We start from the raw sequence: 23,140 nt of genomic DNA, 5'->3' as shown, positions 1-23,140 counted from the left end.
TGCGAAAACGGCCGGCTGCCGCGGCAGAAAAAGGTACGGGAAATCCCGACCGGCACATGGCACACGGCGTACTCCCCGCTCCCGGGGCAGGCGGTCAGCGCAGCACGACGGTGACGGACATCGGCCCGTGAGCGCCGAACACCAGCGCCTGTTCGATGTCGGCAGTCTTCGAAGGGCCCGACATGAAACACCCGTAGGCGAAGTCCCCGACTTCGGGGCGCACGACGGCTTCGTGCATCGTATCGACCAGCGCATCGCGCGGGATGACGACCATCAGCGCCGTGGCGCCGAAATAGAGCGCCTTGTGGCGGATGTCCTGCGGGATCCACACGGCACCGTTCTCGGCGACGCCGAACGCCCCCGAAACGACCCCCAGATCTATGTCGACCAACTCGCGCGGGTCTTCGACCCGGTCGGGATTCACCGTGGCGAGCGTCACTTCGGGCAGTGCCGAAGCGACACTCTTCGCATCGGGGTAGCAGCGGCGTACGACCTCATCGAGCGTCGTTGCCCCGTCCAGCCATACGGCCTCGCCCCCGGCCGCCCGGAGCCGCTGGGCGAACATCGCCGCAGGGTCGTCGAAATGCTGGGGTTCGTAGCCGAAGTCGGGGTATGCGTATTCGGGCATTCCCGCCGCGGCGATCCGTTTCAGTATGTTTTCCTTGCTGTTATTCATCTTTACTCGTTTTTCCGGATTTTACCTCGCCCCGCTTCCACAGGGCATTGAACGTCTTGGGGGCGAACGGCGGCATGTCGCGGCCCGGGGCGCTCCACGGATTGAACCGGTTGTTGAGCACGGCGTGCGGGAGATGTTCCGCGACGCGGGCCAGCGCGATGCCGCCGTAGAATCGTCGTCGCCCTCCCATGATGAAGTCCATGCCTTTGACCGTCAGTTTCTTTACCGGGTCGGCCAGATGCATGGGCGCCAACTCCTGCCGCCATGCGTAAATCTGTTCCCCGAGGTCGATCATCGCCGGGCATACGTCCGAGCAGGAGTAGCACAGCGAGCAGGCCGAGACATTGCCGTGGTGGAGCTTCGGCGAACGCAGCATCGACAGGTTGATGCCCAGCGGCCCGGGGATGAAATAGGAGTAGGAATAGCCGCCCGAGCGCCGGTAGACGGGGCAGGTATTCATGCAGGCGCCGCAACGCAGGCATTTGAGCATGTTGCGGTGCGCGGCATCGGCCAGCCACTCCGAGCGGCCGTTGTCCACGATCACGACGTGTATCCGTTTGCCCGGTGCAGGCTTGCGGTAGAGCGACGTGTAGGAGGTGACGGGCTGCCCCGTCCCCGAACGCGCCAAGAGGCGCGTGAAGACCGCCAGCGCCTGCATGTCGGGGATTACCTTCTCCAACCCCATGATGGCGATATGCAGGTCGGGGAACGACGTTCCCATGTCGGCATTCCCCTCGTTGGTACAGACGGCCAGCGTCCCCGTGGAAGCCACAGCGAAGTTGACGCCCGTCATGGCGATGTCGGCACCGAGGAATTTGGGCCGCAACTGGCGGCGAGCCTCGTGCGTCAGGTAGGTGGGATCGCTGTTGCCGTGCTCGGTGCCGAACTCGCGTTCGAAAAGCTCGCCGACCTCCTCACGGCGTACGCCGATGGCGGGCAGCACGATGTGGCTGGGCGGCAGCTCCAGCAACTGCATGATCCGCTCGCCCAGGTCGCTCTCGACGGCATCGACGCCCCGCTCGCGCAGGTAGGGCGTAAGCCCGCACTCCTCGGAGAGCATCGACTTGCTCTTGATGAGGTTCCGCCCGCCGTGCTCCTGCACCAGGCGCCACACCGTGGCGTTCATCTCGTCGGCATCGGCGGCCCAGTGCACCGCCATGCCGTTGGCCGTGGCGTTGCGTTCGAACTCTTCGAGGTAATGCCCCAGATGGCTCAGCGTATGGCGCTTGATCTCGGACGACATGCGCCGCAGGTCTTCCCATTCGGGCACCGTGCGTGCCATCTTGTCGCGCTTTTCGCGTACGGCGTAAAGCGCCTTGTCGTGCCACGCCGTGCGTTCGGCGTCGGCGATGAATTTCGCGGCGGCTTTGGAGTGGGTGCTCATAACTTCGAATTGAGGATTTCAACGGCATGGATGGTGCGGATCGGGAGTTTGTCGTGGTCGATAACCCCCTGCATGTGCATCAGGCACGAAGAGTCGGCGCCCGTAATGTATTCGGCACCCGTAGCCATGTGGTCGCGCACCTTGTCGCGCCCCATGCAGACCGACACGGCGTTCTCCTCGACGGAGAACATGCCGCCGAAACCACAGCATTCGTCGCGGCGCGACGGCTCGGCGATGTCGATGCCCCCGACCAGCGAGAGCAGGTCGCGCAGCTTCGACATATAGGGCACGTTCAGCTCGCTGGGCGATGACAGCCCCATTTTGCGCACCCCGTGGCAGGAGTTGTGCACGCTCACCCGGTGCGGGAAACGTGCATCCAGCTTCGCGGGCTTCACCACGTCGTGGATGAACTCGCAGATCTCCCAGATACGCGAATCGACGCAGGCATGCTCGCGGTAATTGTCCAACAACCGCGGATAGCCCTCGCGCACGAAAACCACGCAGCTGGCCGAAGGCCCGACCACGTAGTCGTACTGCGCAAAAAGCGCATCCATGTGTTCTGCCAGCGCCCGGGCGTCCTTCTCGAACCCGGCATTGGCCATCGGCTGCCCGCAGCAGGTCTGTCCGAGGGGATAATCCACCTCGCAGCCCAGCCGCCCGAGCAATTCGTACGACGCACGCCCCACCCCGGGGTAGACGGCGTTGATATAACAGGGTATGAACAATCCTACTTTCATGTACGTTGGTTTAGTCTGCTGTCGCGTATGCACCCCAAAGATAGCGGATTTATGGATGTCTTGTCCGCCTGTGGCCGTTTTTATGTATAAAAGGGTTATTATTATGCCGGGATATGCCACAAAAAAAGGAGTACCCGTTGACGGTACTCCCCCTCCCACTTGGGCTATGCATGCCTCTATTTCACTTCGATCTGGCGCGTGGCGGCGGCGAGTTCCTCGACCTTCTTCTTGGGGATGTCGATGGTCATCACGCCGTTTTCGACCTTGGCCGAAATTTTCTCGCGCTCGATGTTGTCGGGCAGCAGCAGGCTCTGCTGGAACTGCGTATAGGAAAATTCGCGGCGCAGGTAGGTACCCTTGCGTTTCTTGTCTTCCTCCTTCTCCTCGGATTTCTTCTCCAGGGAGATGATCAGCTCGTTGTCCTCGTTGATGTGGACTTTGAAATCCTCACGGGTCATGCCCGGAGCGGCGACCTCCACTTTGTACTCGTCTTCGTCTTCGATGATGTTGACGGCAGGAGCCGTGGCGTTGCGGCGCTCGGCGAGCCAGTTGTTATCCAGAAATTCGTTGAAAATGCTCGGCAGCCAGTTCTGATTCGTTCTTGCAGGTGTCATAATCTTGTCCTCCTTGTTTTATTTTGGTTTAACTTTGTTTTCTTTCGCTGCCCCTTCCGGAGCGGTTTCACCCGTAAAAGGTCAAATCCTGTGCCAGCCGCATGAAAATGAAAAAATGTCATAAATTGTCACAAACCCTGTAATTCCGACATGACAAACCGGCAAAAAAATCTTCCGCCAGCAACGGAACAGGCGGCTTTTTCGCAATTGCCGAAAAAAGCGTACCTTTGCCGCATGGATTTCGCACGGATATTGACCGAACGCTACGCACTCTCGGACGAGGGCACGGGTCTGCTCATGCAATCCGCCACGCTGACGCAACACGCCCGCAAGGAGGTCATCATCGAGGAGGGGCAGCGCGACCCGGACGTCTGCTTCGTGGCCGAGGGTTCGGTGCGCACGTATGTCATGCGCGAGGACAAATGCGTCATCGTCTCCTTCTCGTTCGAAGGCGACCCTGCAACGGCGACACTCGGCACACAGCCCGGCGGGCTATCGCGCCAGACGATCGAAACGATGGAGCCCACGACCCTGGTACGCATCCCGCGTGCCCGCATGGACGCCCTCTTCGCCGGGAATGTCGAGCTGGCCGACTGGGGACGGCGCATGGCCGAGGAGCAGTTGCGCCGCCACGAGGACTATTTCGCCGACTATGCCTGGCGCGACAAACGCGAACAGTACGGCCTCATGTTGCGCAAATATCCCCAGCTGATGCAGCGCATCGCCCTGAAAGACCTCGCGGCCTACCTCTTTCTCACGCCCCAAAGCCTGAGCCGCATCCGCGCCGGGGTCAAATGACACGGAAATTACCATAAGATAACTTTTCCCGGCGCAGAATGCCTTACTTTTGCACCACCTCAAAAAAAAGAGGTGCAACTATGTTACGCGACAGTATCGATTACAAAGGCACGGCGGTCGGCAAACTCTTCCGCCGCTTTCTTTTCCCCACGGTCATGGGGATGGTCTTCTCGGCGGTGTTCGTCATCACCGACGGGATATTCGTAGGCCGCGGCATCGGCAGCGACGCACTGGCGGCAGTCAACCTCACCGCCCCGCTCTTCACGCTCGGCACGGGGCTCGGGCTGATGTTCGGCATGGGCGGCTCGGTGGTGGCGTCGGTGAACCTGGCACAGGGCAAACGCCGCGTGGCCCAGATCAACATCACGCAGTCGCTGGTCATACCGGCCCTGCTGATCGCGCTGCTCAGCGCCCTGCTGATCCATTGCCACAAACCGTTGCTGCTGCTGTTGGGCACGCCGCCCGAGCTGATGGTTCCCGCGCGCGAATACCTCGTGTGGTTCACGCTCTTCCTCGCGCCGCTGGCCGTCTTCAACATCCTGATGTTCATCGTGCGGCTCGACGGCGCGCCCCGGTTCGCCATGGCGTGCAACATCATGGCGGCCTGCATAAACATCGTACTCGACTACCTCTTCATCTTCGAATTCGGGTGGGGGCTCGCAGGCGCGGCCATCGCAACGGGCATCGGCTATATCGTAGGCTCGGGCGTGATGCTGCGGTACATGCTGCGCAGCAGCCGCACGCTGCATTTCGTGAAGCTCAAAACCAGCTACAAGAGCCTGCGCCTCACGGCCCGCAACCTGGGCTACATGACCTACATCGGGTTCCCGGCGCTGCTGAGCGAACTGGCGATCTCGTGCCTGATGATCGTGGGCAACTATACGTTCATCCGCTACATCGGCAAGGACGGCGTGGCGGCGTACAGCATCGCCTGCTATATCTTCCCGATCATCTTCATGGTCTACAACGGCATCATCCAGTCGGCACAGCCGATCATCAGCTACAACTACGGCGCAGGGTTGATGCGGCGCGGCAGGGATGCGTTCAGGATGGCCCTCGGCTCGGCGTTCGCCTGCGGGCTGGCGGTATTCGGGTTCACATGGCTGTTCAGCCCGTGGATCGTGGGGCTGTTCCTGACGCCCGACGCCCCGGCCTATGCAATCGCCGTGCGCGGCCTGCCGCTCTTCGCCGCCGGGTATCCCTTTTTCGGAATCAACGTCGTCACGATCGGCTACTACCAGAGCATCGAGCGGGGACGGCTTGCGACGGGGCTCACCGTACTTCGGGGCATCGTGCTGATGGCTTTCTGCTTCCTCGTGCTGCCGCGGCTGGCGGGCGTCGCGGGGATCTGGCTCGCGGTACCGGCGGCCGAACTGGCCGTGACGCTGCTCCTGCTCGTACTGCTGCGCATCGGCTACGGGATGAGGCGGTAAATGGAGAAACGCGAACAATCCCGGCCCGCATTTGAATAGATGCAGGCCGGGATTGCCGTTTCACGCCCCGAACCCTTGCAGGCAGCAGGCGCCTGCCCCGGGCGTACGCACTGCGCCCCGCGAAAACAACCGTAACATCAGGATCACTCCCGGCGGTATTTCTCCATGAATTCGGTGGGCAGCATCCCGAACTGCGCATGGAAGCACTTGGCGAAATAGGAGGTCGAAGTGAAGCCCACCATATAGCATATCTCCGTGACGCGCAGGTCGTTGGGTTTGGAAAGCAGCTCGGCGGCCACCCTGAGGCGCGTGGAACGCAGGAACTCGTTGGGCGTAGTGCCCGTCAGCGACTTGATGCGCGAGAAAAAGAGCGTACGGCTGACATTCACGGCTGCGGCGATGTCCTCGACCGAAAGATTCGAATTGGAGATGTTATCCATGACATACTGGTTCACCTGCGCCATGAAACGGTTGCCCGAAGGGCTCGCCGCATCCCCGTCCATGACCAGGTAGGGCATCTTCGAGAATTTCAGGCGCAGCCGGCCGCGGATGCCGACAAGCGCCCGTATCTGGCAGTCGAGGTAGTCCACCGACAACGGCTTTTCGAGGTAGGCGTCGGCACCCGCCTCCAGCGCACGCACCTTCGCCGCCGAAGAGGAGTCCACCGAAACCAGCACCACGGGGAGGTGATCCAGCGCCGGGTCGTTGCGGATCGCCGCGCAGAGCGCCACGCCGTCCATCCCTTTCATCGCCACGTCGCTCACGACGGCCGCGATGCTCCGGCTTCGGAGCAGGTCGAGCGCCTGCCGCCCGTCCGTCGCACAATGGATCGTATAGCTGCCGGAGAGATGCCGCACGAAAAAGTCCGCGAAGTCGGCATTATCCTCGGCCAGCAGGATGTCGGGCAGCCGCTTCTGCACCTCGGGCTGCACGGCCGCCACGGCCGGCTGCCCGGCAGGCACTCCGGAATCGCCATCCGACCCGGGGACGGGACGGGGTGCACCGAGCGGAACCGTCACCGTAAACTCCGTCCACTGCCCCACGGCACTTTCGACCCCGAGCACGGCGCCCATCCGGGTCGCCAGGCTCTTCGCCACGGCGAGCCCCAGCCCCAGCCCGCTGCCGGAGACACACTTGTCGGACGTATAGAAAGGTTCGAATATCCGTGCCTTCTCCGCCCGGTCTATCCCCGCGCCGTCGTCGCGGACACGTACCCGGAACACATCGCCGGGCACCTCCCCGCCGGGGCCTTCGAGCGTCACGTCGATGCGGCTCTCGGCGAACTGGTAGGCATTACCGAGTATCTGGCCCACGATCTTCGAGAAGTGGTCGCAGCACATCTCGGCCGTGAGGGCTTCGCCGGGCAGCCCGAGGTGCACCGCGATACCCCGCCGCGGGACGGCATCCCCCACCGCCGCGACCACCGTCCGCAATACTTCCCGTACGTCGACGCGCTCCGGAACGCAGGAGGCGGCATGCTCGCCCTCCTCCGCGCTTTTCAGGTTCAGGATCTGGTCGACCAGCGTCCGCAGCCGCTCGCAGTTCTTGCGGATGATGTCCACGTCGTCGCGGAGCCCGGGCAAATCCCCGGCGCGCTTGGCGATCTCCTCGACGGGCGCGGCAATCAGCGCGACGGGCGTACGTATTTCGTTGGCCACCTCCGTGAAGAGGCTGACCTTGGCCTCGAGCAGGTCGAGCTTGTTCTTGCGGGTGATCGAGGCGATCTGCTCGCGGTGCGCGCGGCCAATCCTGCGGCGCAGCCACAGGCCGCCGCCCGCCACGGCCAGCAGAGCCAGCACGCCGTAGGCCACGACCATGGCGCGAGCCATCCACCACGGCGGCAGCACGAGGATCTCGACCACGGCCTCCTCGCCGAACTGCTCGCCGCCGGTCGAGGCGCTCACGACGAAGCGGTAACGGTTCGGCGGCAGATTGGTGTAGGAGACATGCTGCACCCCGGCCCCTTCGTCCAGACCGGTGGTGATCCATTTGTCGTCGAAATTCTCCAGCCGGTAACGGTAGACCGTCCTCAGCGGCGAGGAGAAGTTGAGCGCAATGAAATCGAGGCTGAACGACATCTTCCGTCCGCGCAGGCGCACCGAGCGCTGGCAGTCGATGGTATTGGACAGCAGTCGTCCGTCCACGGGCACGCTGCGGTTGAAGAGCTTGAAATCGGGGAAGACGACGCTGAGTTTGGCCGAATTCTCGCGGCGCGTGAAATCATAGGGATAGAACTTGTTGATGCCGTTGTTGCAGCCGATGTAGATATGCCCGGTCGAGGACTTGATGCCCGAATTGGCATTGAAGATATTGGCCAGCAGTCCGTCGTCGGAGGTGAACTTGTAGATCGACTGCGGGCCGTTCCCGGGGCTGTATTTCAGCAGCCCGCGGTTGGTCGTGAGCCACAGTTCGCCGCCGTTCTGCACGATCTGGAACACGGCGCAGTTGCCGTAGGGCAGCATGTCGAACTCCCTGGAGAGCGTGTCGGCCGCGATGTCGTAACGGCAAAGCCCGCAGCCGTGGGTGCCGATCCACAGGTTGTCCCCCTCGACGGCCAGGCAGCTCACGAAATCGGAAAGCCCGCCCCCGGAATCGTGCGAACAGAGGGCGAACCGGCCGTCGTCGAACCCGTAGCGGATCAACCCCTTGCCCAGCGACGCGAACCACAGGTGCCCGCGGGCATCCTCGCAGATGTCCACCACGTCGCTGTTATGTCCCAGGCCGAATGCGCACGTGATGGTCTGCGAAACGTCGTCGTAACGGCAGATGCCCATTTTGGTGCCGATCCACAACTGCCCCCGCGAATCGCGGAAAACCGAATAGACGTCGAGATTGTCGAGTCCCGTGCCGGCCTGCGTGAAGTGCTTCATCTGCCGCGTGCGCAGGTCGATGCGGTAAAGCCCGTCGCCATACGTCCCGACCCACAGCCATCCGCCGTCGATGGTGAGCGCATGGATGTTGAGCGCCCGGTCGCGCGGGTCGACCGCCACGGGCGTATAGCTGCCCGTACGCGGATTGTAAAGGCTCAGCCCCCCGTCGTCGCTGCCGATCCAGATATTCCCCTCGGGATCCTCGCAGAATTTGCTGATGATATGCCCGCACCCCTCGCCGGCCTCGATGAGCGTGAAAAGCGAACTGAGCGGCGAGAGGTAGTTGATGCCGCCGAAATAGGTTCCGATCCACACGCCGCCGTCACGATCCTTGAGGATGGAGTGGATGAATTTGTCGTTGAGCCGTCCGTTCCGGTTGGTCGTGCCGTTGTCGACATGCTCGAAACTGCGGTTCTTGGTATTGAAATTCACCAGGCCGTGATCCGTCCCGAGCATGATTATCCCCGGGGCGTATTCGATCATGCTCCGCACGCGGCCGTACGCCTCGCCGTCCTCCGGGCGGTTGCAGGTGAACGTCAGCCGCGAAAGTTCGAACTTGTAGAGCTCGCAGGCATACCCTGCGATCCAGATGTCGCCGAACGAATCCTGGCACATGGTACTGATGCGCGAAATCGGCTCGCGCGTGAGCGTGTCCTCGACCCGGAAGGTGGAGAAACGGTTGTTCTCGGGGTTGTAGCGGCTCAGCAGCGAACCGCCGCCCGAAGCCACCCAGATGTTGTTGTCGTGGTCGAGCAGGATCTTCACGATGACGTCGGACGAGAAGGCCTCGGGGTATTTCGCGGCGTTATAGTGTTCGAACGTGCCGCTCTTGAGGCTGTAACGGTAGAGGCCGTCGCCGAGCGTCCCGATCCACATGTTGCCCGCGACGTCCGCCGCAAGCGAATAGACCAGCAGGTTGCGGCGCTCCCGGCCATCGCTGCCCAGGATGGGCAGGTGGACGAACGACTCGTCCTTCGAGTCGAAGATATAGACCCCGTCGCTGGTTCCGACCCATATGCGGTCGCCGTTGGGGAACCCTTCGCCGCAAAGACTGTAAATACAGTTGTTTTCGAGCGTATTGCGGCGGCGGTAATCGGAGCGGTAGTTGGTGAAATCGTAGGAGTTGAACCGGTCGAGGCCGTCGGCCGTGCCGACCCAGACATACCCCTTGTCATCCTGATAGAGGCACTGGATGGTGTTCGACGACAACCCGCTGTTGTCGGTATAATACCTGAATTTGTGCTCCATACCGCTCCCGGCACGCAACACCAGACACATAGCGACCGCACATACCGCACATTTCACCCTCGATTCCATAGCGCCGACCCTTTAGAGAACTTTATAATCTTTATCATTCCATCCCGTAAAACCGACGCAACCTTTCCCGGGGCGGAAGCATCCGATGGGAAAAATACTTTCTTTCCTTAATATATACAAATACAAGGCATCATTATACCTATTTCGGGCAGCAGAAATGCGCCGTCCGGCTCCGAAGCGGAAGGCATTATCCGTCGGGGCACCGCCCCTACGCGCCGCAGTCCGCCGCCCCGCCCCGAAGACATGACGCCCCCGGGCGGACGGCCGATGCCGTCCGCAATGCAGGCGCAGGATAAGGGGCGCTATCCCCGCAAACAACGGGGAGTACCCGGAAATCAGCCGGGAGGGGGGGGGGAATTCGGGATGCATGGCCGCCGGATGTTTACCTGATCTGACCGATGTCGTCCAGCGGCCAGTCGTCGGTGCGGAACGGAACAAGGGGCTGCCCCATCGTCGTCATGACATTGGCTTCGGGGCAGTAATTGCGGAAGGCGTAGCGCACCGCCACCGGGTCGGACACCCGGTCGGAGCTCACTTCGATCCGGTTGTCCCAATATTTGAAATTCGCAACGGCAGGGTGGAAAACCCGGTCTTCGCCCGCAATCTCGAAGCCGCCCGGACGAAGATAGCCGTCCGGGCCGAAGGCCACGAAGCTGTCGACGCCGTTTTGGGCCCGGACGGGCAGGTTGTCGAAAGTCAACACCAGTTTATTGCCGTCGCGCTCCATCGACTTGTATACCGGCGCCGGGGCGGGCAGCCCCGTCACCCCGTAATCGTTCGCCAGGGCGAGGAACGCCAGCCGCTCCCCCACTTCGCGCTTGCGCGCCGGATGGATGCAGGTCGGGTTGCCCAGGTCGGTCGTGGCGGCGATCCCCGAGTGCGGGATTTCGGCCAGCGCCCGGTACTGCGCCTCGATCACCAGCGGCAGCGAACGCAGCTCGTCGCCCTCGTAGCGGTAAGGCGCCAGCTGCGTATAGTAGAACGGCATCTTCCCGTCGCCCCAGGTTTCCCGCCAGAGTTTGACGAGCGAGACCTGCAATGCCTTGTAATCGTACCAGTTCTTGCGGTTCGACTCGCCCTGGTACCAGATGAACCCTTTGGCCGTATAGCGGCAGACGGGCAGGATCATTCCGTTGTAGAGCCGCTGGGGAATGCTGTTGTCGTAGGTTCCCGACTTGGCAACGGCGTGGTCGATGCCCGGCGTCGCGTCGATGGCCTCGACGGTCATCCACGCCTCGATGGTCGAACCGCCCCAGTTGGAGGTGATGAGCCCGACCGGAATGCCCAGCGCCTTGTAGAGCATACGCCCGAAAAAATAGCCCACGGCGCTGAACTGGCCGACGGAGGCGGGCGTCGCGGTCTGCCAGGCCGCATCGCAATCGTCCAGGGGCGTCTTGGACGAGACCCTGGGGACGGTGAACATCCGAATGCCGGGGTACATGCCCGCATCGGCGATGGCATCGACCGCCCCTTCGACGGGTTGGAACATGAATCCGCTCACGGGCATCTCCATGTTGGACTGTCCCGAGCAGACCCACACCTCGCCCACGAGGACATTGTCGAGCACGAGCGGTTCGCCGTCGCTGAGGGTCACGGTATAGGGGCCTCCGGCTTCGCCCGTGGGGAGCTTCAGCGCCCAGCGGCCCGAGGCATCGGCCCGGGTTTCATGCGTGCGGCCGTCCCACGAGGCAGTGACCCGTACCCGGCTGCGTGGCGATGCTTCGCCCCAGAAATTCACTTCGGCATTGCGTTGCAACACCATATTGCTCCCCAGCACGGCGGGGAGTTTCACCCGCGCCGGGAGCTGCACGGCCAGCAATAGCGCCAGCACGACGGAAAAGAGCCGTTTCATCGGAAAAAGTCGTTTATTTTTTATCGGTCTGTTTCTTATCGACGACCACGCGGTCGCAATTCCGCGTGATGAAATTGCGCTTTTCGTCGAGTACATAGGGATAATCGTCGGTGTATTCGATGACGTTGTCGCGCGTGAACACGAACCCGTCGACACAGTAGAGGTTGACGATACGCGGGTCGAACACGCGGAAGGTATTGCCCTCGACCCGGATGTTGCGGTGGTAGCGGCTGGTCTCGCGGTCGGGGATGCCGCTGCCCACGGCAATACATGCCGAGCCCCAACCGGGACTGCCGTAGTTGCCGTTCTCGAAGAGGTTGCGGCGGATCACCACGTCGCGCACGCCCGACTGCTCGTACCAGTAGTTGGCGTCGCCTTCGATCAGGATGGCCGCCCCGGCGATGTGGAAGTAGTTATCCTCGATGACCATGCGGTTGCGCGAGCCCAGCAGCAGGCCGCGCGCCCGGTTGCCGCGCATGCGGCAGCCCTTGATGAGCACCTCGGGATATTCATCGTCGGCCGCCACGACATGCATGGGCTCGACCCCGTCGGGGAGCGGCTCGGTGAAGGTGACTTCGGTGTAAACCTTGTTGAGGCGCCTGACGGACTTCACCGTCCGGCGGGCATAGGTCTCCACGTTGTTGTTGTCGACCAGTTCGAGGGTCATCCCCGGCACGATGAAATCCACGCCGTACTGCCCCGAGTTGCGCCAGCGGAGCAGCAGTTTGTCGGCGCCCCCGACCTTTTCGACGGCCATGTACAGCCCGTGGATATTCGTCGCGTCGTCCTTCTGGTTCTCGAACGTGCAGTCGATCATGCGGATGTAGCCGCCGCAGTTGACGTAGTGCGTGGCATCGGCCGTAATGCTGATCATGCGTCCCTTGCCGGGCGAGGGGACGATCACCAGCTTGCGAAGCTCGATGTCGCGGCTGCGCTGCGCGATCACACCCATGCCGCCGCAGTGGTAGAGGTTGACGTCGCGGATGGCAACGCCCCGGCAGTCGGCGAGCGTGAAACCGGGGTTGTAACGCGCAGCCGCGCCGAATACCATCACGTTGCCGACCGTGGCGGTCAGGTCTTTGCGCAGGATGCGGATGTTGCCGTTGGCGCATTTTTCGGCCGGGATCGTCCGGTTCGACAGCCAGTAGTCCGTGGCACGGAACGCCGGTTCGCGCCGCACGGCGTCGAACTCCAGCAGGTTGGAGAAGGGGTACACCGTACCCTCGGCATCGCGGAAACGCAGGCAGCCGTTGACGATGTCGCAGAGGTAATCTTCGGGGAACTCGATTTCCAGCCAACCGTCGCCCTTCGCCACAACGGTGCCCTCGGAATTGAACGTACGGGTGAAGTCGATCGTCAGGTCGCGCACCGTAATGTTCTCACAGTCTTCGAGGCTGAACGGCGAGATGAAGCCCGTGAAGAGCAGTTCGGTGCCGTTGCCGTCGATCTCGAAGTCGCGCATACCCACCAGGTCGAACGCAATGCGCTTGAGGCTCTCGTCGTTGTTGCTGATGAACTGGTACTTTTCGACCGCCCGGTCGGGACGCATGCGGAGCTGGCCGCCGGGCAGCACGAGCCGCGAGGCGCCGACCTCGGCACAGTGTTCCAGCGCGGCCCGCACGGCGGGCACGGCATCCGTCCCGGCAGCGCCGGGCGCAAGGAAATCTTTCAGGTAGACGGTTTTTTCCGCCGCAGGTGCCGCATATACGGCCAGGATGGCCAGCAGGGCGGCGCAGCATTTTCTCAGGGTTCGGTTCATAAGGGTCGTATTTTTCGGATAGAGTTATTTGTTATCAGCCGGTTCGATCTTCAGCGCGAAGCCGCCGCCGGGCGCCACGGGTATTTGCAGCCGTGTCGCGGAGGTCACCCGTTGCGTGGAGAGCGCATAGCGGGCGGGCTCCGCAGCCGAGCGGCCGTCGTCGGCGAGCAGCGTGGCCGTATACTCCCGCCCGGGGTCGAGCAGCGACAGGTCGACATCGAGCGTGCGCGGCGTCCAGCCGGTAAGCCCGCCCACATACCAGCAATCCTGCCGTTTGCGTGCCGTGACGATATATTCGCCGATTTCGCCCGCGAGCACCCGCGTCGTATCGAACACGACGGGCAGCGAAGCGATGAAGCGCGTGTAGGCCTCGTCGGCCATGTAGCGCGTCGGAGAGTCGCAGAGCATCACCAGCGGTGCGTCGAAGACCACGTAAGCCGCCACCTGGTGCGCCCGCGTGCCCTGGCTCATCGGGTTGCGGTAGTCGATCCGGAAGCCTTCGCGCGTGGCATTGCGGTAGGCGCCGGGGGTATAGTCCACCGGGCCCTGCACCATACGGATGAAGGGGAAGGTCACGTCGTAGAGCGGCATGTCGGGATTGCTCCACTTGAGTTCCTCCAGCCCGAAGACGCTTTCGAAATTGATGATATTGGGATAGGTGCGGTTCTGACCCGTGGGTTTGTAAACGCCGTGGATATCGAGCACCAGGCGGTGCGCGGCGGCGACCCGGGCAAGGCGGTAGACCAGCTCGACGGCCTTCTGGTCGTCGCGGTCGATAAAGTCGACCTTGAAGCCGCGGATACCTAATCCGGCATAGTAGCTGCACGCCTCTTCGAGCTTGGCGTCGAGCACGTTGCCCACGACCCACAGCATCAGCCCGACACCTTTGGCGTCGGCATAACGCACCAGTTCGGGCAGGTCGATCTGCTCGACCACGGACATCACGTCGCCGGCCTTCGGATCCGACCACCCTTCGTCCAACACGACGTATTCGAGCCCGTAGTCGGCCGCGAAGTCGATATAGGCCTTATAGGTTCGCGTGTTGATACCCGGCTCGAAGTCCACGCCCGTCAGCCCCCAGTCGTTCCACCACTCCCAGGCCACCTTGCCGGGCTTCACCCACGAGCAGTCGCCGATACGGTTCTCTGCGGCGAGGGCATAGACCAAGTCGTTGGTCGGGAGTTCGCGGTCTTCGTCGGCCACGGCGAGGATACGCCACGGATATGTCCGCGTGCCCTCGACGCGGGCGATATAGTCGTGGCGCGTGGCGACCTTCTCCTGGCAGCGGCGCTCGTGAAGGTAGCAACTGTCGGGCACGGCGGCAAACAGCCCCCGCAGGCCGCCCGCCGAGGGCGTCAGGAACATGCCGGGATAGGCTTCCAGATCGGCTTCGCAGACCAACACGCGGCCGGCGGCGCCGCAGTCGGCGGCCAGCGGCAGCAGGACGGGTTTTTCCGTCCCCAGCGCGTTCAGGCGGCACTTCTCATACTGGCTCTGGTAGGCGTTGCACAGGCCGTCGGAATAGGCGGCGAACAACCCGGGGTCGCCCGCGAAATTGAACTCGGCCACTTCACCGGCCACGGTTCGTTCGCCCGGCAGATGCGTTTCGATACGGTAGGCGCAACCCTGGTCGAAGACCCGGAAAGTCACGGCATAACCGCCTTCGAAGGTAAGCCTCAGCTGGTTGTAATGCTCCGTGAAGCGTGCCTGCCGGTAGAAGGGAGCCTCGACGACCCGTTCCACCGTTTCGCGCCGCGCATCGGTCACCTTCGCACCGCGTCCCAGCACCGTACCGTCGGCGAAGTGCAGCCCGATGGCCGAAGGCAGCAGCACGGGCGTACCGTGGCGGGTCACGGTATAGGTCAGCGAGTCGGCCGCACGGATCCCGACGCAGAGCGTCCCGTCGGGCGAGGCGACTTTGAAATCAGTCCCGGGGCCGGACGAGCAGGCGGCCGCGAAGGACAATGCAAACGAAATGGCAAAGCAGCGGAAAAGGTTCATAGGTAAATCGGATTGTTAATCGGTTAGTTTCACCCGTATCGTCGCGCCGGGTGCCGCGCGGTATATTTTCGGTTTTGCGCCGGGCCGGGCCACCGTAATGCGGAGCCTGCCGTCCGCCACGCGCGCGACCGTGATGTCGAAATCGGAGCCGAACGCCCGGATATGGCGCAGGGACATGCTCTCCCAGGCAGCGGGCATGGAAGGCGTGAGGTCGAACGACCGCAGCCCCGTGGGGCGGATGCCGAACAGGCCCTCGGTGATGATGCGGCAGTAGAGCCCGCTCTCGGCCGAAAGGTGGCGCTGCGAGCCTTCGGGCCACGCCTCGATGGGATAAGGCACATGGTCGCCCAGCAGGCGCCGCTGCGAATAGCGGTGCAGCAGTTCGGTCGCACGGTCGGCCTGCCCCACGTTGTAGATCCCGCGCAGGGCGTAGAGCGTCGAGCGATCCCAGAACGTCGAGCTGCCCTGCTGGGTCAGCAGGCCGTCGTCGGTCATCAGCTCGGGGCCGAGCAACGCCCGGACGGTGCCTTCGCTGCGCTCCTTCAGCCCCACGATCAGCGGCATGCAGATCCACGAGCGCAGCAGCGTATTGCCCGCATAGTAGCGGTAGGTGTCGTACCCGCCGACCTCGCCGCCGAAGTACGCGTCGATAGCTCGGGCGAGCGCCCTGGCCTGTGCGGCATAGCGGGCGGTCTGGGCGGATTCCACGCCCAGCTCGCGGCCGAGCGACACGGCCGACAGCAGTGCATCGTAATAGAGCGTCGAGGTGCAGAGGTTGGCATCGCCGGTGGGGAAACGCCCCTCCAGTTCGTCGGTGTCGGAAGCCACGACGCCGTCGGGCGTAAGCTGGCGGCGGCAGTATTCGAGGCACCACTCGACGAGCGGCCACAGCTCGGCGGCCTCGGCACGGTCACCGCGCGCAAGGGCGTAGCGTGCCGCCCCGCAGGCGATCATCGCGGCGTCGCCGCGGTCGCCCGCGCCGTTCCAGATGTCGTCGCCCTCGGCGATGACCGAGCTGGGCAGCGGTTCGTATGCGGGGTTCATGAAGCGGGCGAAATGGCGGAACGAGTTGAGCGCCGAGGCATTGCCCACCCCGTAGCCCAGGAAGGGGAAGAAGGGGTTGACGTATTCGGCCTGGTCGTTGGCCCAGATGGCCGCATAGTAGGATTCGCCGCCGGGGGCGTGCATGTAGCCGCCCTTGGTCGCAACGATGCTCTCGGCAGCCCGCAGCTTGGCATAGCGGAATTGGGTGTCGATCACCGGGTCGGGGGTTTCGAGCACGAGGTTCGCGTCGATGCACTCCCTGACGAACGCCATCCGGGCGGCCAACTCGGCCGCCACGTCGGGGTGCAGAGGCTCTCCGCCGCCCGGGTAGGCCTGGAACACGGCGTCGAACGCGAGCGAGTCCCCCGCGGCAAGCGTAAAGGTGCCGCTGCCCGCGATGTCGCCCCGCACGACATAGCTGCCCGTGACGCCCTTGGCCGGATCGGTCGTCACGACCTGCGAGAATTCGGGTACGGAAACCGTCAGCGGCTTCGCCCCGACGTTACGCAGCGTGTAGCGCTCGCACATGAGCGGCAGCGTGCGCGAAGGGAAGATCGTACGCGTCATCTCCACGACGGGCTCGGGTTTCATGTCCCGCGCCGAACCGACGTTCATCTTGCCAACGCCCCAGCGGCTCCGCACCTCCAGCGCACCGTCGATGGCCACCTGCCCGACCCGTTCGTCCTGCAAGGCCAGGCCGTCCACGCCCAGCAGCGAAGGGATGTCCGCGGCCATGCGGTACATCAGGCTGGCGTGGGTGTTGTTGGGCAGGGTGCGCAGCAGGGGGAAGACGAGCGAACGCTCCTGGCGGAACGCCCCGCGCGAGTCGACGCCCCAGCGGAGCACGAAGGCCATTCGCTCGCCGCTCATCTCGATGTGGTCGTCGTGCGGGATGTCGCTGCCGACCTTCCACACGATGCCCCGCCCGTCGGGGGCGATCTGCCAGCGTTGTCCGCATACGGCAACTGCGGACAGCATGAAAATGCAAGTCAGTAAGGTTCTTCCTGTCATAGTTCGGTGTTTTGTGATTAAGAGCCCTAAAGATAGCAATTATTCGTCAATTCCTACGGCGCGAACCAGCCCGCAGCCGCGTTTGAGCCGCAAGCGGAGCGTATGCTCCCGCTGACCGGCAAAACGGGCGTTCTGCAACTCGTAAAGCGGCAGCCAGCCATAGGCTTTCACGCCGTCGTATTCCGCTTCGACCAGGCAGTTGCAATAGCGCACGCCGAACTCCTGCTCGGGTTCGAAAATTCGCGCAACGGGAACCGTACAGCGTCCGCGGCGGTCGGTCGCGGCCTCGGCCTGCGGCTCGGCGGTCACCGTATAGGTGTACCATCGCACGGGATAGAACCGCACGACAGCCCCTTTGGCCGGGCTTGCGTCGGCATCCGCCACCTCGACCCGGATACGGTCGGGCAACACGCCCGCCACCAGGTCGTCGATGTCGACATTGCGGTCGGCGGCATGGTTGATCATGCGGACGGCATAGTCGCTCCAGAGCTCCTCGCCATAGGGATAATTCATGATGCACCGCACGCCGGAAAACGCCTGTCCGTTGACGGGGTTCTTGTCCGCGTCGACCTTCATGGCATAGATGTCGGGGACGCCCCGCGCATGGCCGAACTCGTGGATGATGCCGTCGATGGCGTTCTTCTCGAACGGGCTGTTGAAACGGTCGTTGTGCGTGCGCGAATGGTAGATGGCCTGGATCCCGTCGCCGTACCAGCCGCCGCCCGTCTCGCGGGGATCGGATTTGTAACCGTCCATCACCACCAGATAATCGTGGTCGGGATGGGGCTTGCGGATCTGGTCGGCCGACACGCCGTCGTAGATGTAGAAGGCGTCCCAGTCCACCACGAAATCGTAGACCGCACGCAGCTGCGCCCCGTAGTTGAAAGCACGATTGACGCGCCGGAACATATCTTCGGTCAGTTGCACGACCCGGTCGCGCCCGCCCAGCGAATCGACCGATTCGCGGTCGATGCCGACCTTGACGCGGAAGGTATAGACCGGTTGTGCGGCAGCGCGGAACGCGGCGGCCACGACCAGGGCCAGGAGGGCTGTTCGCAAGGTATTCATCGGCATCAGTTTCTAAGCGATTCCTCGATCAGGGCCAGTTCCCCGGGCGTATAGGTCGCCGCCACGACATCTTCGCCCGCGGCCTTCGAAACGTAGGAGAGGAAGAAGAGGAATTTGTCGTAGGGCGTCTCGAGCCCTTCCTGCCCCGAGTCGCCGAGCGCGTAGAGTTCGCGGAACGCCTTTTTGTAGACGTCCCACCCGTAACGCTCCTTGATGCGCAGGAAGGTGTAATGCAGGGCATCGCCGTTGTTCTTGGGGATGCCGGCGCCGATGGTTTCGTCGTAGAAAATCTTGTAGTAGTTGATTACGTCGGCACCCCGGTAGCAGATGTCGCGCTGCGACATCGTACCGTCGCACGCTTCGAGGGCATAGGACATGCGGAAATTGGCGAAAATCTCGTCGTTCCAGTTCCAGCGTCCCGTACCCGAAATGTTTCCCTGCGAGAAGACATGGCCGATCTCGTGGATGATGCCGAAGCCCCAGTCGCCGAACTCGACCGTGCGGTCGAGCAGCTTCGATACGGCGACGTGGCTGTTCCACAGGATCGGGTTGCCGGCCAGCGCCCAGTAACCGGGTTCGATGCCCGGCGTGTTGAGGATCATGATTTTGCGCCCGTCGAAGGGCACGTCACCCACCAGGTCGCGGTAAGCCTCGTACGTGCGGTCGAGCTTCGAGAGCCAGGCGTCGATGTCGGCATCGGAGACGGTCACCTTGTCGCGGTCGAGTTTCAGCACGATGTGTTCGCCCTCGCGGGTATAGAGGGCCTCTTCGGGCGCCGGTGTGACCTTCACGTTGTCGTACCACACCGTCCCCGAGGCTTTGCCTCCGTTGTAGGTGCCCCAGGGGAATCCCAGGCCGCAGCAGACGACGGCTTCGCCCTGCCGGTCGGGCACGAAATCCATATACACTTCCGTCCAGTCGTTGGTGCCGTAGGCGAACTCCGAGGCATTCCACGACTGTTCCAGCCCCTCGGGGTCGAGGTAGAGCACGGCGCCGCGGCCGTCCTGCACGCTGTCGCACTTCATCAGCGCACTCAGGCGGTAGAGCTTGCCGGGATGCAGCCCCGTAAGTTTGTGTTTGATGGCCAGGGCGGTCTTTTCGGCGCTGGCGATCTTCACGCATCCGCCGCCGTCGGCACCGCCGCCGGGCAGGTATTCGACCGTGCCGGGCACCTCCCCGGCATTATGGTTCCAGTAGCGCGCGAACCTTTCGGGCCGGTCGAAATTGTCGGAGAATACCTTGACCTTCGAACCGAAGGCGCACAGGCACAGCACGCACGCCGCGATGGCGGCGAGTAGAAATACCACTCTCTTCATTTTTCGCATTGGGTATTAATTGCCGCCCGGCAGAGGCGACGCATCGCCCCGCGACGGGATACGGCGGTTATTATTGCAACTGTTTGCGGATCGAAGCCAGCTCGGCCTCGGTAAAATACTGCGTCTTGACATCCACATCGCGCCCGGTCAGCCGGGTAGCGTGCTTGGAAAGGAGCGAAAGCAGGTATTCGAACTTGTCGTATTTGCCCGAGGGTGCCCCGCCCGTGGTCGTCAGTTCGCGGAAAGCGGCCTTGAAGGGTTCCCAGCCGATGCCGCCCGGGCCGGCCAGGCGTCCGAGCATGTAATGGATGCCGTTGTCGTTGACCTGCGTGTAGACCGTATTGTCGTAATCCTTCTTGTACATGTCGAGGATCTCGCGCCCGGTGTAGACCCGTTCGTCCATCCAGACCTTGCCCTGGTTCTGTTCCAGGCCGTACTGCATCCGGAAATTGGCGAACATCTCGTCGTTCCAGTTCCAGCTCGAATTGCCCAGGTTGAAGACGTGCCCCAGTTCGTGCATCAGGCCGAAGCTCCAGGTGCCGTGCTGCGCCAGCTCCTCGAAGGTCGAGGTGACGGCCGAATAGTTGCTGCTCCACAGGATGGGATAGCCCGCCAGCGCCCAATAACCGCTTTCGAGCCCGCGCGACGAAAGGATCGCCAGCTTGCGCCCCTCGTGCGGGGTCGCCCCCACCAGGTCGGCATACGACTCGTACATCCTGTCCAGGTTGGCGATCCACTCGGTGATCTGCGACGCCGAGGCGTAGACCTGCGAGGGTTCGACGAAGAGGCGGATATGCTCGCCTTCCTGCATGAAAAGTTCGTCGGTGACCTTCACCACGCTCACGTTGTCGAAGTAGGCCGTGCCGGTCGAATAGCCGCCGTTGGTCGTCCCGCCGTAGCGGAACCCCAGCGCGCAGACGATCTCGGCAGTCCCGTCGTCCTGCGAAAGGAAGTCGAAATGGAGCGACGTCCAGTTCCTGAGGTTAGTGCCGTAGAGGAATTTCGAGGCGCCCCAGAACTGCTTCTGGGACATGTCGAACAGGATGGCGCCGCGCCCTTCGTCCTGCGGGATGTCCGAATACTTGACCTTGGCGTACATGCGGTACATCTGGTCGGGTTCCAGCCCCGTGAGCTTCTGTTTGATGCCCACGCCGCAACGGCCGTTCTCGGGGAACTGCTGGATCTTGATGCAGCGGCTGTCGTTGACGCCGGCACCCTCGACCACCTCGACCGTCACCTTGCCGCCGTTGTGGAAATCGACGCGCGTCCAGCCTTCGAGCCCCTTTTCGAAGCCGCTGTTGACGACCTCGACGGCATTGGGATCCACGACGGGCGGCACGGGAGGTTCGGGCCCGGGCTCGCCGTCACCGTCGCCGCCGCATGACCAAAGCGCCGCGGCCGACAGGACTACGCACAAAAAGAATCGCATTTTTTTCATAACCGGTATATTTAAAATTCAATCATTTCAGGGTTTTCAGCGCGGCGATCTGTGCCGGAAAGGTTACAGGCCGGAGCAGCCCCCTGTCAGCAGGGCAGCGGTTGCCGATGGCCGGGGGATACCCTGTGTACCCCCGGCCATCGGCCCTGCCAGACCGTCAAAGGTCTGCACGATTGGACAGTACCACTTCGATACCGAATCCGCCCGTCGCGCCGTACGCACCGTCCATAACCCGGAGGTTGAAATAAATATCCCCCGTGTCAGTGTCCAGATAACTGCCGGAATCGACAATCTGGTCATAACCGTCAGCTCTTTCGTTGGGACGATCCGAGAAATCGACGAGTACCCGCCGATTGGGATGTCCTGCGACCGTTTCGTCCGAAATATTGAAGTAAATCAGGCCGCCTGTCCACGTCTGGTTGTAATTGATGATGTACTTCTGCTTCTTCGCATTCCGCGACTCAGCATAGCCGTCCTGTCCTGCGATGAAAATAGCCGGTTTCAGAACGCGGTTGCTTTTTTCTTCGCCCCATACTTCCTTGTCGTAGGTGCCCTTGAGCGTCTTGTTCACCTCGATGTAGAATGTCGACGGGCCCGTTACGATCGTGCCGTCCACCAGTTCGCTGCTCTTGAAGGTCAACGGAACCATGTATTTATCGGCGCCGTCGTAATCCAATTCCGACAGATCGAGCTCGAACGAGAGTTCGCCGTATTGGCTGCCGGCCTGAATTTCAGTCGGGGTAACGACCACCTTGGCGGCATCCAGCGTCTTGAATGCAGTCCCGTGCTCCGTGTTGTAGGTTTCGACCTTCTCCGGTTCGAATACGAAGTCGACAGGCTGGCCGACAGTCATCGGGGAGTTCATCTGTACCCTGATTTTTCCCTTGCCCGACGTTTTTGCGAGGTCAGCGACGTTCGTTACCCATATTTTGAGTTCGGACATCTGAATCAAGACATAAACCGGCTCCCGCTGGACGACCGAATAGTCGTCGGAATGCATTTCGAGCGGCAGCAGGTAGGTGCCCTCACCGCCGATTGCAGCGCAATCGAATTCGATGCGGCTCTCGATTTCCAGCGTTTCCGTATCGAAATCCGATTCCTTGATTTTATAATACTGCTCGGGCAACAGCTGGTAAGAGGTGCCGTGCTCCTCGTTATAGGCATCGACTTTCGATGCATTGACCCGATAGCCGATTTTCGCCACCTCCAGCGTGTTGAAATTGGCCGTGGCGTTCAGCGTAATTTCCTGCGGCAGCGGAATGGTCGGAATGAACTCCAGCTGCGGCATCTGTTCGGGCATCTCCACCTGCACAATCGGCTCGACGATGCTCAAACGCAACAGCGCCTGCATCATCGAACCGCCGTCCTCGACGGGCGTGGAGGCATTGGAAATACGGATGGGGAGCAGCATGTTGTTAGCCGCAGCCATGCCTTTGGCCGCAATCAGGGCTTTGGGATGTATCCGCACGGAAATATCGACGGACTTGACCGTACTTGCAAGTTGCGCATTCTTCGGAATGTCGTAGAACTGTGCTTCCAGCAGTTTATAGTCGGTGTTGTACAATTCGTTGTATTCGGCGAGCAGCGTTTCGTCCACCACGATATCCAATTCCAGTTCTTTCGACAGACCGGCAGTTCTCGAAACATTGATGACGGTTTCGTAGTCGTCATAGATGGATATGGTATTGACCGTGTACAGCCCGTTCTGTTCAAAAACCGGGTCGGGCAGAATATTTATGTCCGAATACTCCACGTCGCAGCCGGTGAAAGGCAGCGCCAGGGCCGCGAGCGCCAGTATCTTAAAAAACTGTTTCATAGCGAA

General features: G+C 62.3%; 15 protein-coding genes. 2 read left to right on the top strand and 13 right to left on the bottom strand.

The features are described from left to right. Positions 1-94: 94 nt before the first annotated feature. The 4 genes from NQ559_RS10640 to NQ559_RS10625 form a co-directional block, all read right to left on the bottom strand. Complete coding sequence (locus tag NQ559_RS10640) at positions 95-676, bottom strand: LutC/YkgG family protein (protein WP_018694923.1); 582 nt, start codon at positions 674-676, stop codon at positions 95-97. Further along, positions 669-2,060, bottom strand: coding sequence for a lactate utilization protein B (locus NQ559_RS10635; RefSeq protein ID WP_018694922.1), 1,392 nt, complete (start codon positions 2,058-2,060; stop codon positions 669-671). The genes NQ559_RS10640 and NQ559_RS10635 overlap by 8 nt, the downstream gene beginning before the upstream one ends. Then, positions 2,057-2,797 (bottom strand): (Fe-S)-binding protein, encoded by a 741-nt coding sequence (locus NQ559_RS10630; protein WP_018694921.1) that lies wholly within the window; start codon positions 2,795-2,797, stop codon positions 2,057-2,059. The genes NQ559_RS10635 and NQ559_RS10630 overlap by 4 nt, the downstream gene beginning before the upstream one ends. A 176-nt stretch (positions 2,798-2,973) precedes the next feature. Further along, positions 2,974-3,411, bottom strand: coding sequence for an Hsp20/alpha crystallin family protein (locus tag NQ559_RS10625; RefSeq protein WP_018694920.1), 438 nt, complete (start codon positions 3,409-3,411; stop codon positions 2,974-2,976). A 234-nt stretch (positions 3,412-3,645) separates the two neighbouring features. Here NQ559_RS10625 and NQ559_RS10620 point away from each other — a divergent pair, with 234 nt between their 5' ends. Together NQ559_RS10620 and NQ559_RS10615 are read left to right on the top strand one after the other, a co-directional pair. After that, entirely contained in the window at positions 3,646-4,209 is a 564-nt protein-coding gene (locus NQ559_RS10620; protein ID WP_018694919.1) for a Crp/Fnr family transcriptional regulator, read from the top strand. A gap of 80 nt (positions 4,210-4,289) precedes the next feature. Further along, positions 4,290-5,642 (top strand): MATE family efflux transporter, encoded by a 1,353-nt coding sequence (locus NQ559_RS10615; RefSeq protein ID WP_018694918.1) that lies wholly within the window; start codon positions 4,290-4,292, stop codon positions 5,640-5,642. A 143-nt stretch (positions 5,643-5,785) separates the two neighbouring features. Here NQ559_RS10615 and NQ559_RS10610 read toward each other — a convergent pair whose 3' ends face one another. From NQ559_RS10610 to NQ559_RS10570, 9 genes are all read right to left on the bottom strand, one after another. Beyond that, a complete protein-coding gene (locus NQ559_RS10610) occupies positions 5,786-9,829 on the bottom strand; it encodes a hybrid sensor histidine kinase/response regulator transcription factor (protein WP_248605642.1) in 4,044 nt (1,347 codons plus the stop codon). 382 nt (positions 9,830-10,211) lie between these two features. Next, positions 10,212-11,681, bottom strand: coding sequence for a sialate O-acetylesterase (locus NQ559_RS10605; RefSeq protein WP_018694916.1), 1,470 nt, complete (start codon positions 11,679-11,681; stop codon positions 10,212-10,214). A gap of 13 nt (positions 11,682-11,694) precedes the next feature. Then, a complete protein-coding gene (locus tag NQ559_RS10600; RefSeq protein WP_018694915.1) occupies positions 11,695-13,440 on the bottom strand; it encodes a right-handed parallel beta-helix repeat-containing protein in 1,746 nt (581 codons plus the stop codon). Between the two features lie 24 nt (positions 13,441-13,464). Then, positions 13,465-15,441: a glycoside hydrolase family 97 protein gene (locus NQ559_RS10595; RefSeq protein WP_018694914.1), complete on the bottom strand. Its 1,977-nt coding sequence runs from the start codon at positions 15,439-15,441 to the stop codon at positions 13,465-13,467. A gap of 15 nt (positions 15,442-15,456) precedes the next feature. Beyond that, positions 15,457-17,496 (bottom strand): hypothetical protein, encoded by a 2,040-nt coding sequence (locus NQ559_RS10590; RefSeq protein ID WP_390612380.1) that lies wholly within the window; start codon positions 17,494-17,496, stop codon positions 15,457-15,459. Between the two features lie 39 nt (positions 17,497-17,535). Continuing rightward, the gene (locus NQ559_RS10585) at positions 17,536-18,564 is read right to left on the bottom strand and encodes a hypothetical protein (protein ID WP_147637574.1); all 1,029 of its coding nucleotides are present in this window, start codon (positions 18,562-18,564) and stop codon (positions 17,536-17,538) included. Between the two features lie 5 nt (positions 18,565-18,569). Continuing rightward, positions 18,570-19,880, bottom strand: a complete 1,311-nt coding sequence (locus tag NQ559_RS10580) for a M60 family metallopeptidase (protein WP_022332819.1) — start codon at positions 19,878-19,880, stop codon at positions 18,570-18,572. A gap of 70 nt (positions 19,881-19,950) precedes the next feature. Continuing rightward, on the bottom strand, positions 19,951-21,318 hold the full coding sequence (locus tag NQ559_RS10575; protein ID WP_018694910.1) for a M60 family metallopeptidase: 1,368 nt from the start codon (positions 21,316-21,318) through the stop codon (positions 19,951-19,953). A 157-nt stretch (positions 21,319-21,475) separates the two neighbouring features. Beyond that, a complete protein-coding gene (locus NQ559_RS10570) occupies positions 21,476-23,134 on the bottom strand; it encodes a DUF1735 domain-containing protein (RefSeq protein WP_018694909.1) in 1,659 nt (552 codons plus the stop codon). Positions 23,135-23,140 lie beyond the last annotated feature (6 nt).

It is taken from the genome of Alistipes onderdonkii (genome assembly GCF_025145285.1).
Classification (GTDB): domain Bacteria; phylum Bacteroidota; class Bacteroidia; order Bacteroidales; family Rikenellaceae; genus Alistipes; species Alistipes onderdonkii.
This window is presented reverse-complemented; position numbering and strand designations above follow the sequence as displayed.

Bases quoted from the DNA above. Each gene is read 5' to 3' on its own strand.
- NQ559_RS10615 (WP_018694918.1), top strand. From the start codon at position 4,290: ATGTTACGCGACAGTATCGATTACAAAGGCACGGCGGTCGGCAAACTC.
- NQ559_RS10640 (WP_018694923.1), bottom strand. From the start codon at position 676: ATGAATAACAGCAAGGAAAACATACTGAAACGGATCGCCGCGGCGGGA.
- NQ559_RS10585 (WP_147637574.1), bottom strand. From the start codon at position 18,564: ATGAATACCTTGCGAACAGCCCTCCTGGCCCTGGTCGTGGCCGCCGCG.
- NQ559_RS10630 (WP_018694921.1), bottom strand. From the start codon at position 2,797: ATGAAAGTAGGATTGTTCATACCCTGTTATATCAACGCCGTCTACCCC.
- NQ559_RS10575 (WP_018694910.1), bottom strand. From the start codon at position 21,318: ATGAAAAAAATGCGATTCTTTTTGTGCGTAGTCCTGTCGGCCGCGGCG.
- NQ559_RS10595 (WP_018694914.1), bottom strand. From the start codon at position 15,441: ATGAACCTTTTCCGCTGCTTTGCCATTTCGTTTGCATTGTCCTTCGCG.
- NQ559_RS10590 (WP_390612380.1), bottom strand. From the start codon at position 17,496: ATGACAGGAAGAACCTTACTGACTTGCATTTTCATGCTGTCCGCAGTT.
- NQ559_RS10620 (WP_018694919.1), top strand. From the start codon at position 3,646: ATGGATTTCGCACGGATATTGACCGAACGCTACGCACTCTCGGACGAG.
- NQ559_RS10600 (WP_018694915.1), bottom strand. From the start codon at position 13,440: ATGAACCGAACCCTGAGAAAATGCTGCGCCGCCCTGCTGGCCATCCTG.
- NQ559_RS10570 (WP_018694909.1), bottom strand. From the start codon at position 23,134: ATGAAACAGTTTTTTAAGATACTGGCGCTCGCGGCCCTGGCGCTGCCT.
- NQ559_RS10625 (WP_018694920.1), bottom strand. From the start codon at position 3,411: ATGACACCTGCAAGAACGAATCAGAACTGGCTGCCGAGCATTTTCAAC.
- NQ559_RS10605 (WP_018694916.1), bottom strand. From the start codon at position 11,681: ATGAAACGGCTCTTTTCCGTCGTGCTGGCGCTATTGCTGGCCGTGCAG.
- NQ559_RS10635 (WP_018694922.1), bottom strand. From the start codon at position 2,060: ATGAGCACCCACTCCAAAGCCGCCGCGAAATTCATCGCCGACGCCGAA.
- NQ559_RS10610 (WP_248605642.1), bottom strand. From the start codon at position 9,829: ATGGAATCGAGGGTGAAATGTGCGGTATGTGCGGTCGCTATGTGTCTG.
- NQ559_RS10580 (WP_022332819.1), bottom strand. From the start codon at position 19,880: ATGAAGAGAGTGGTATTTCTACTCGCCGCCATCGCGGCGTGCGTGCTG.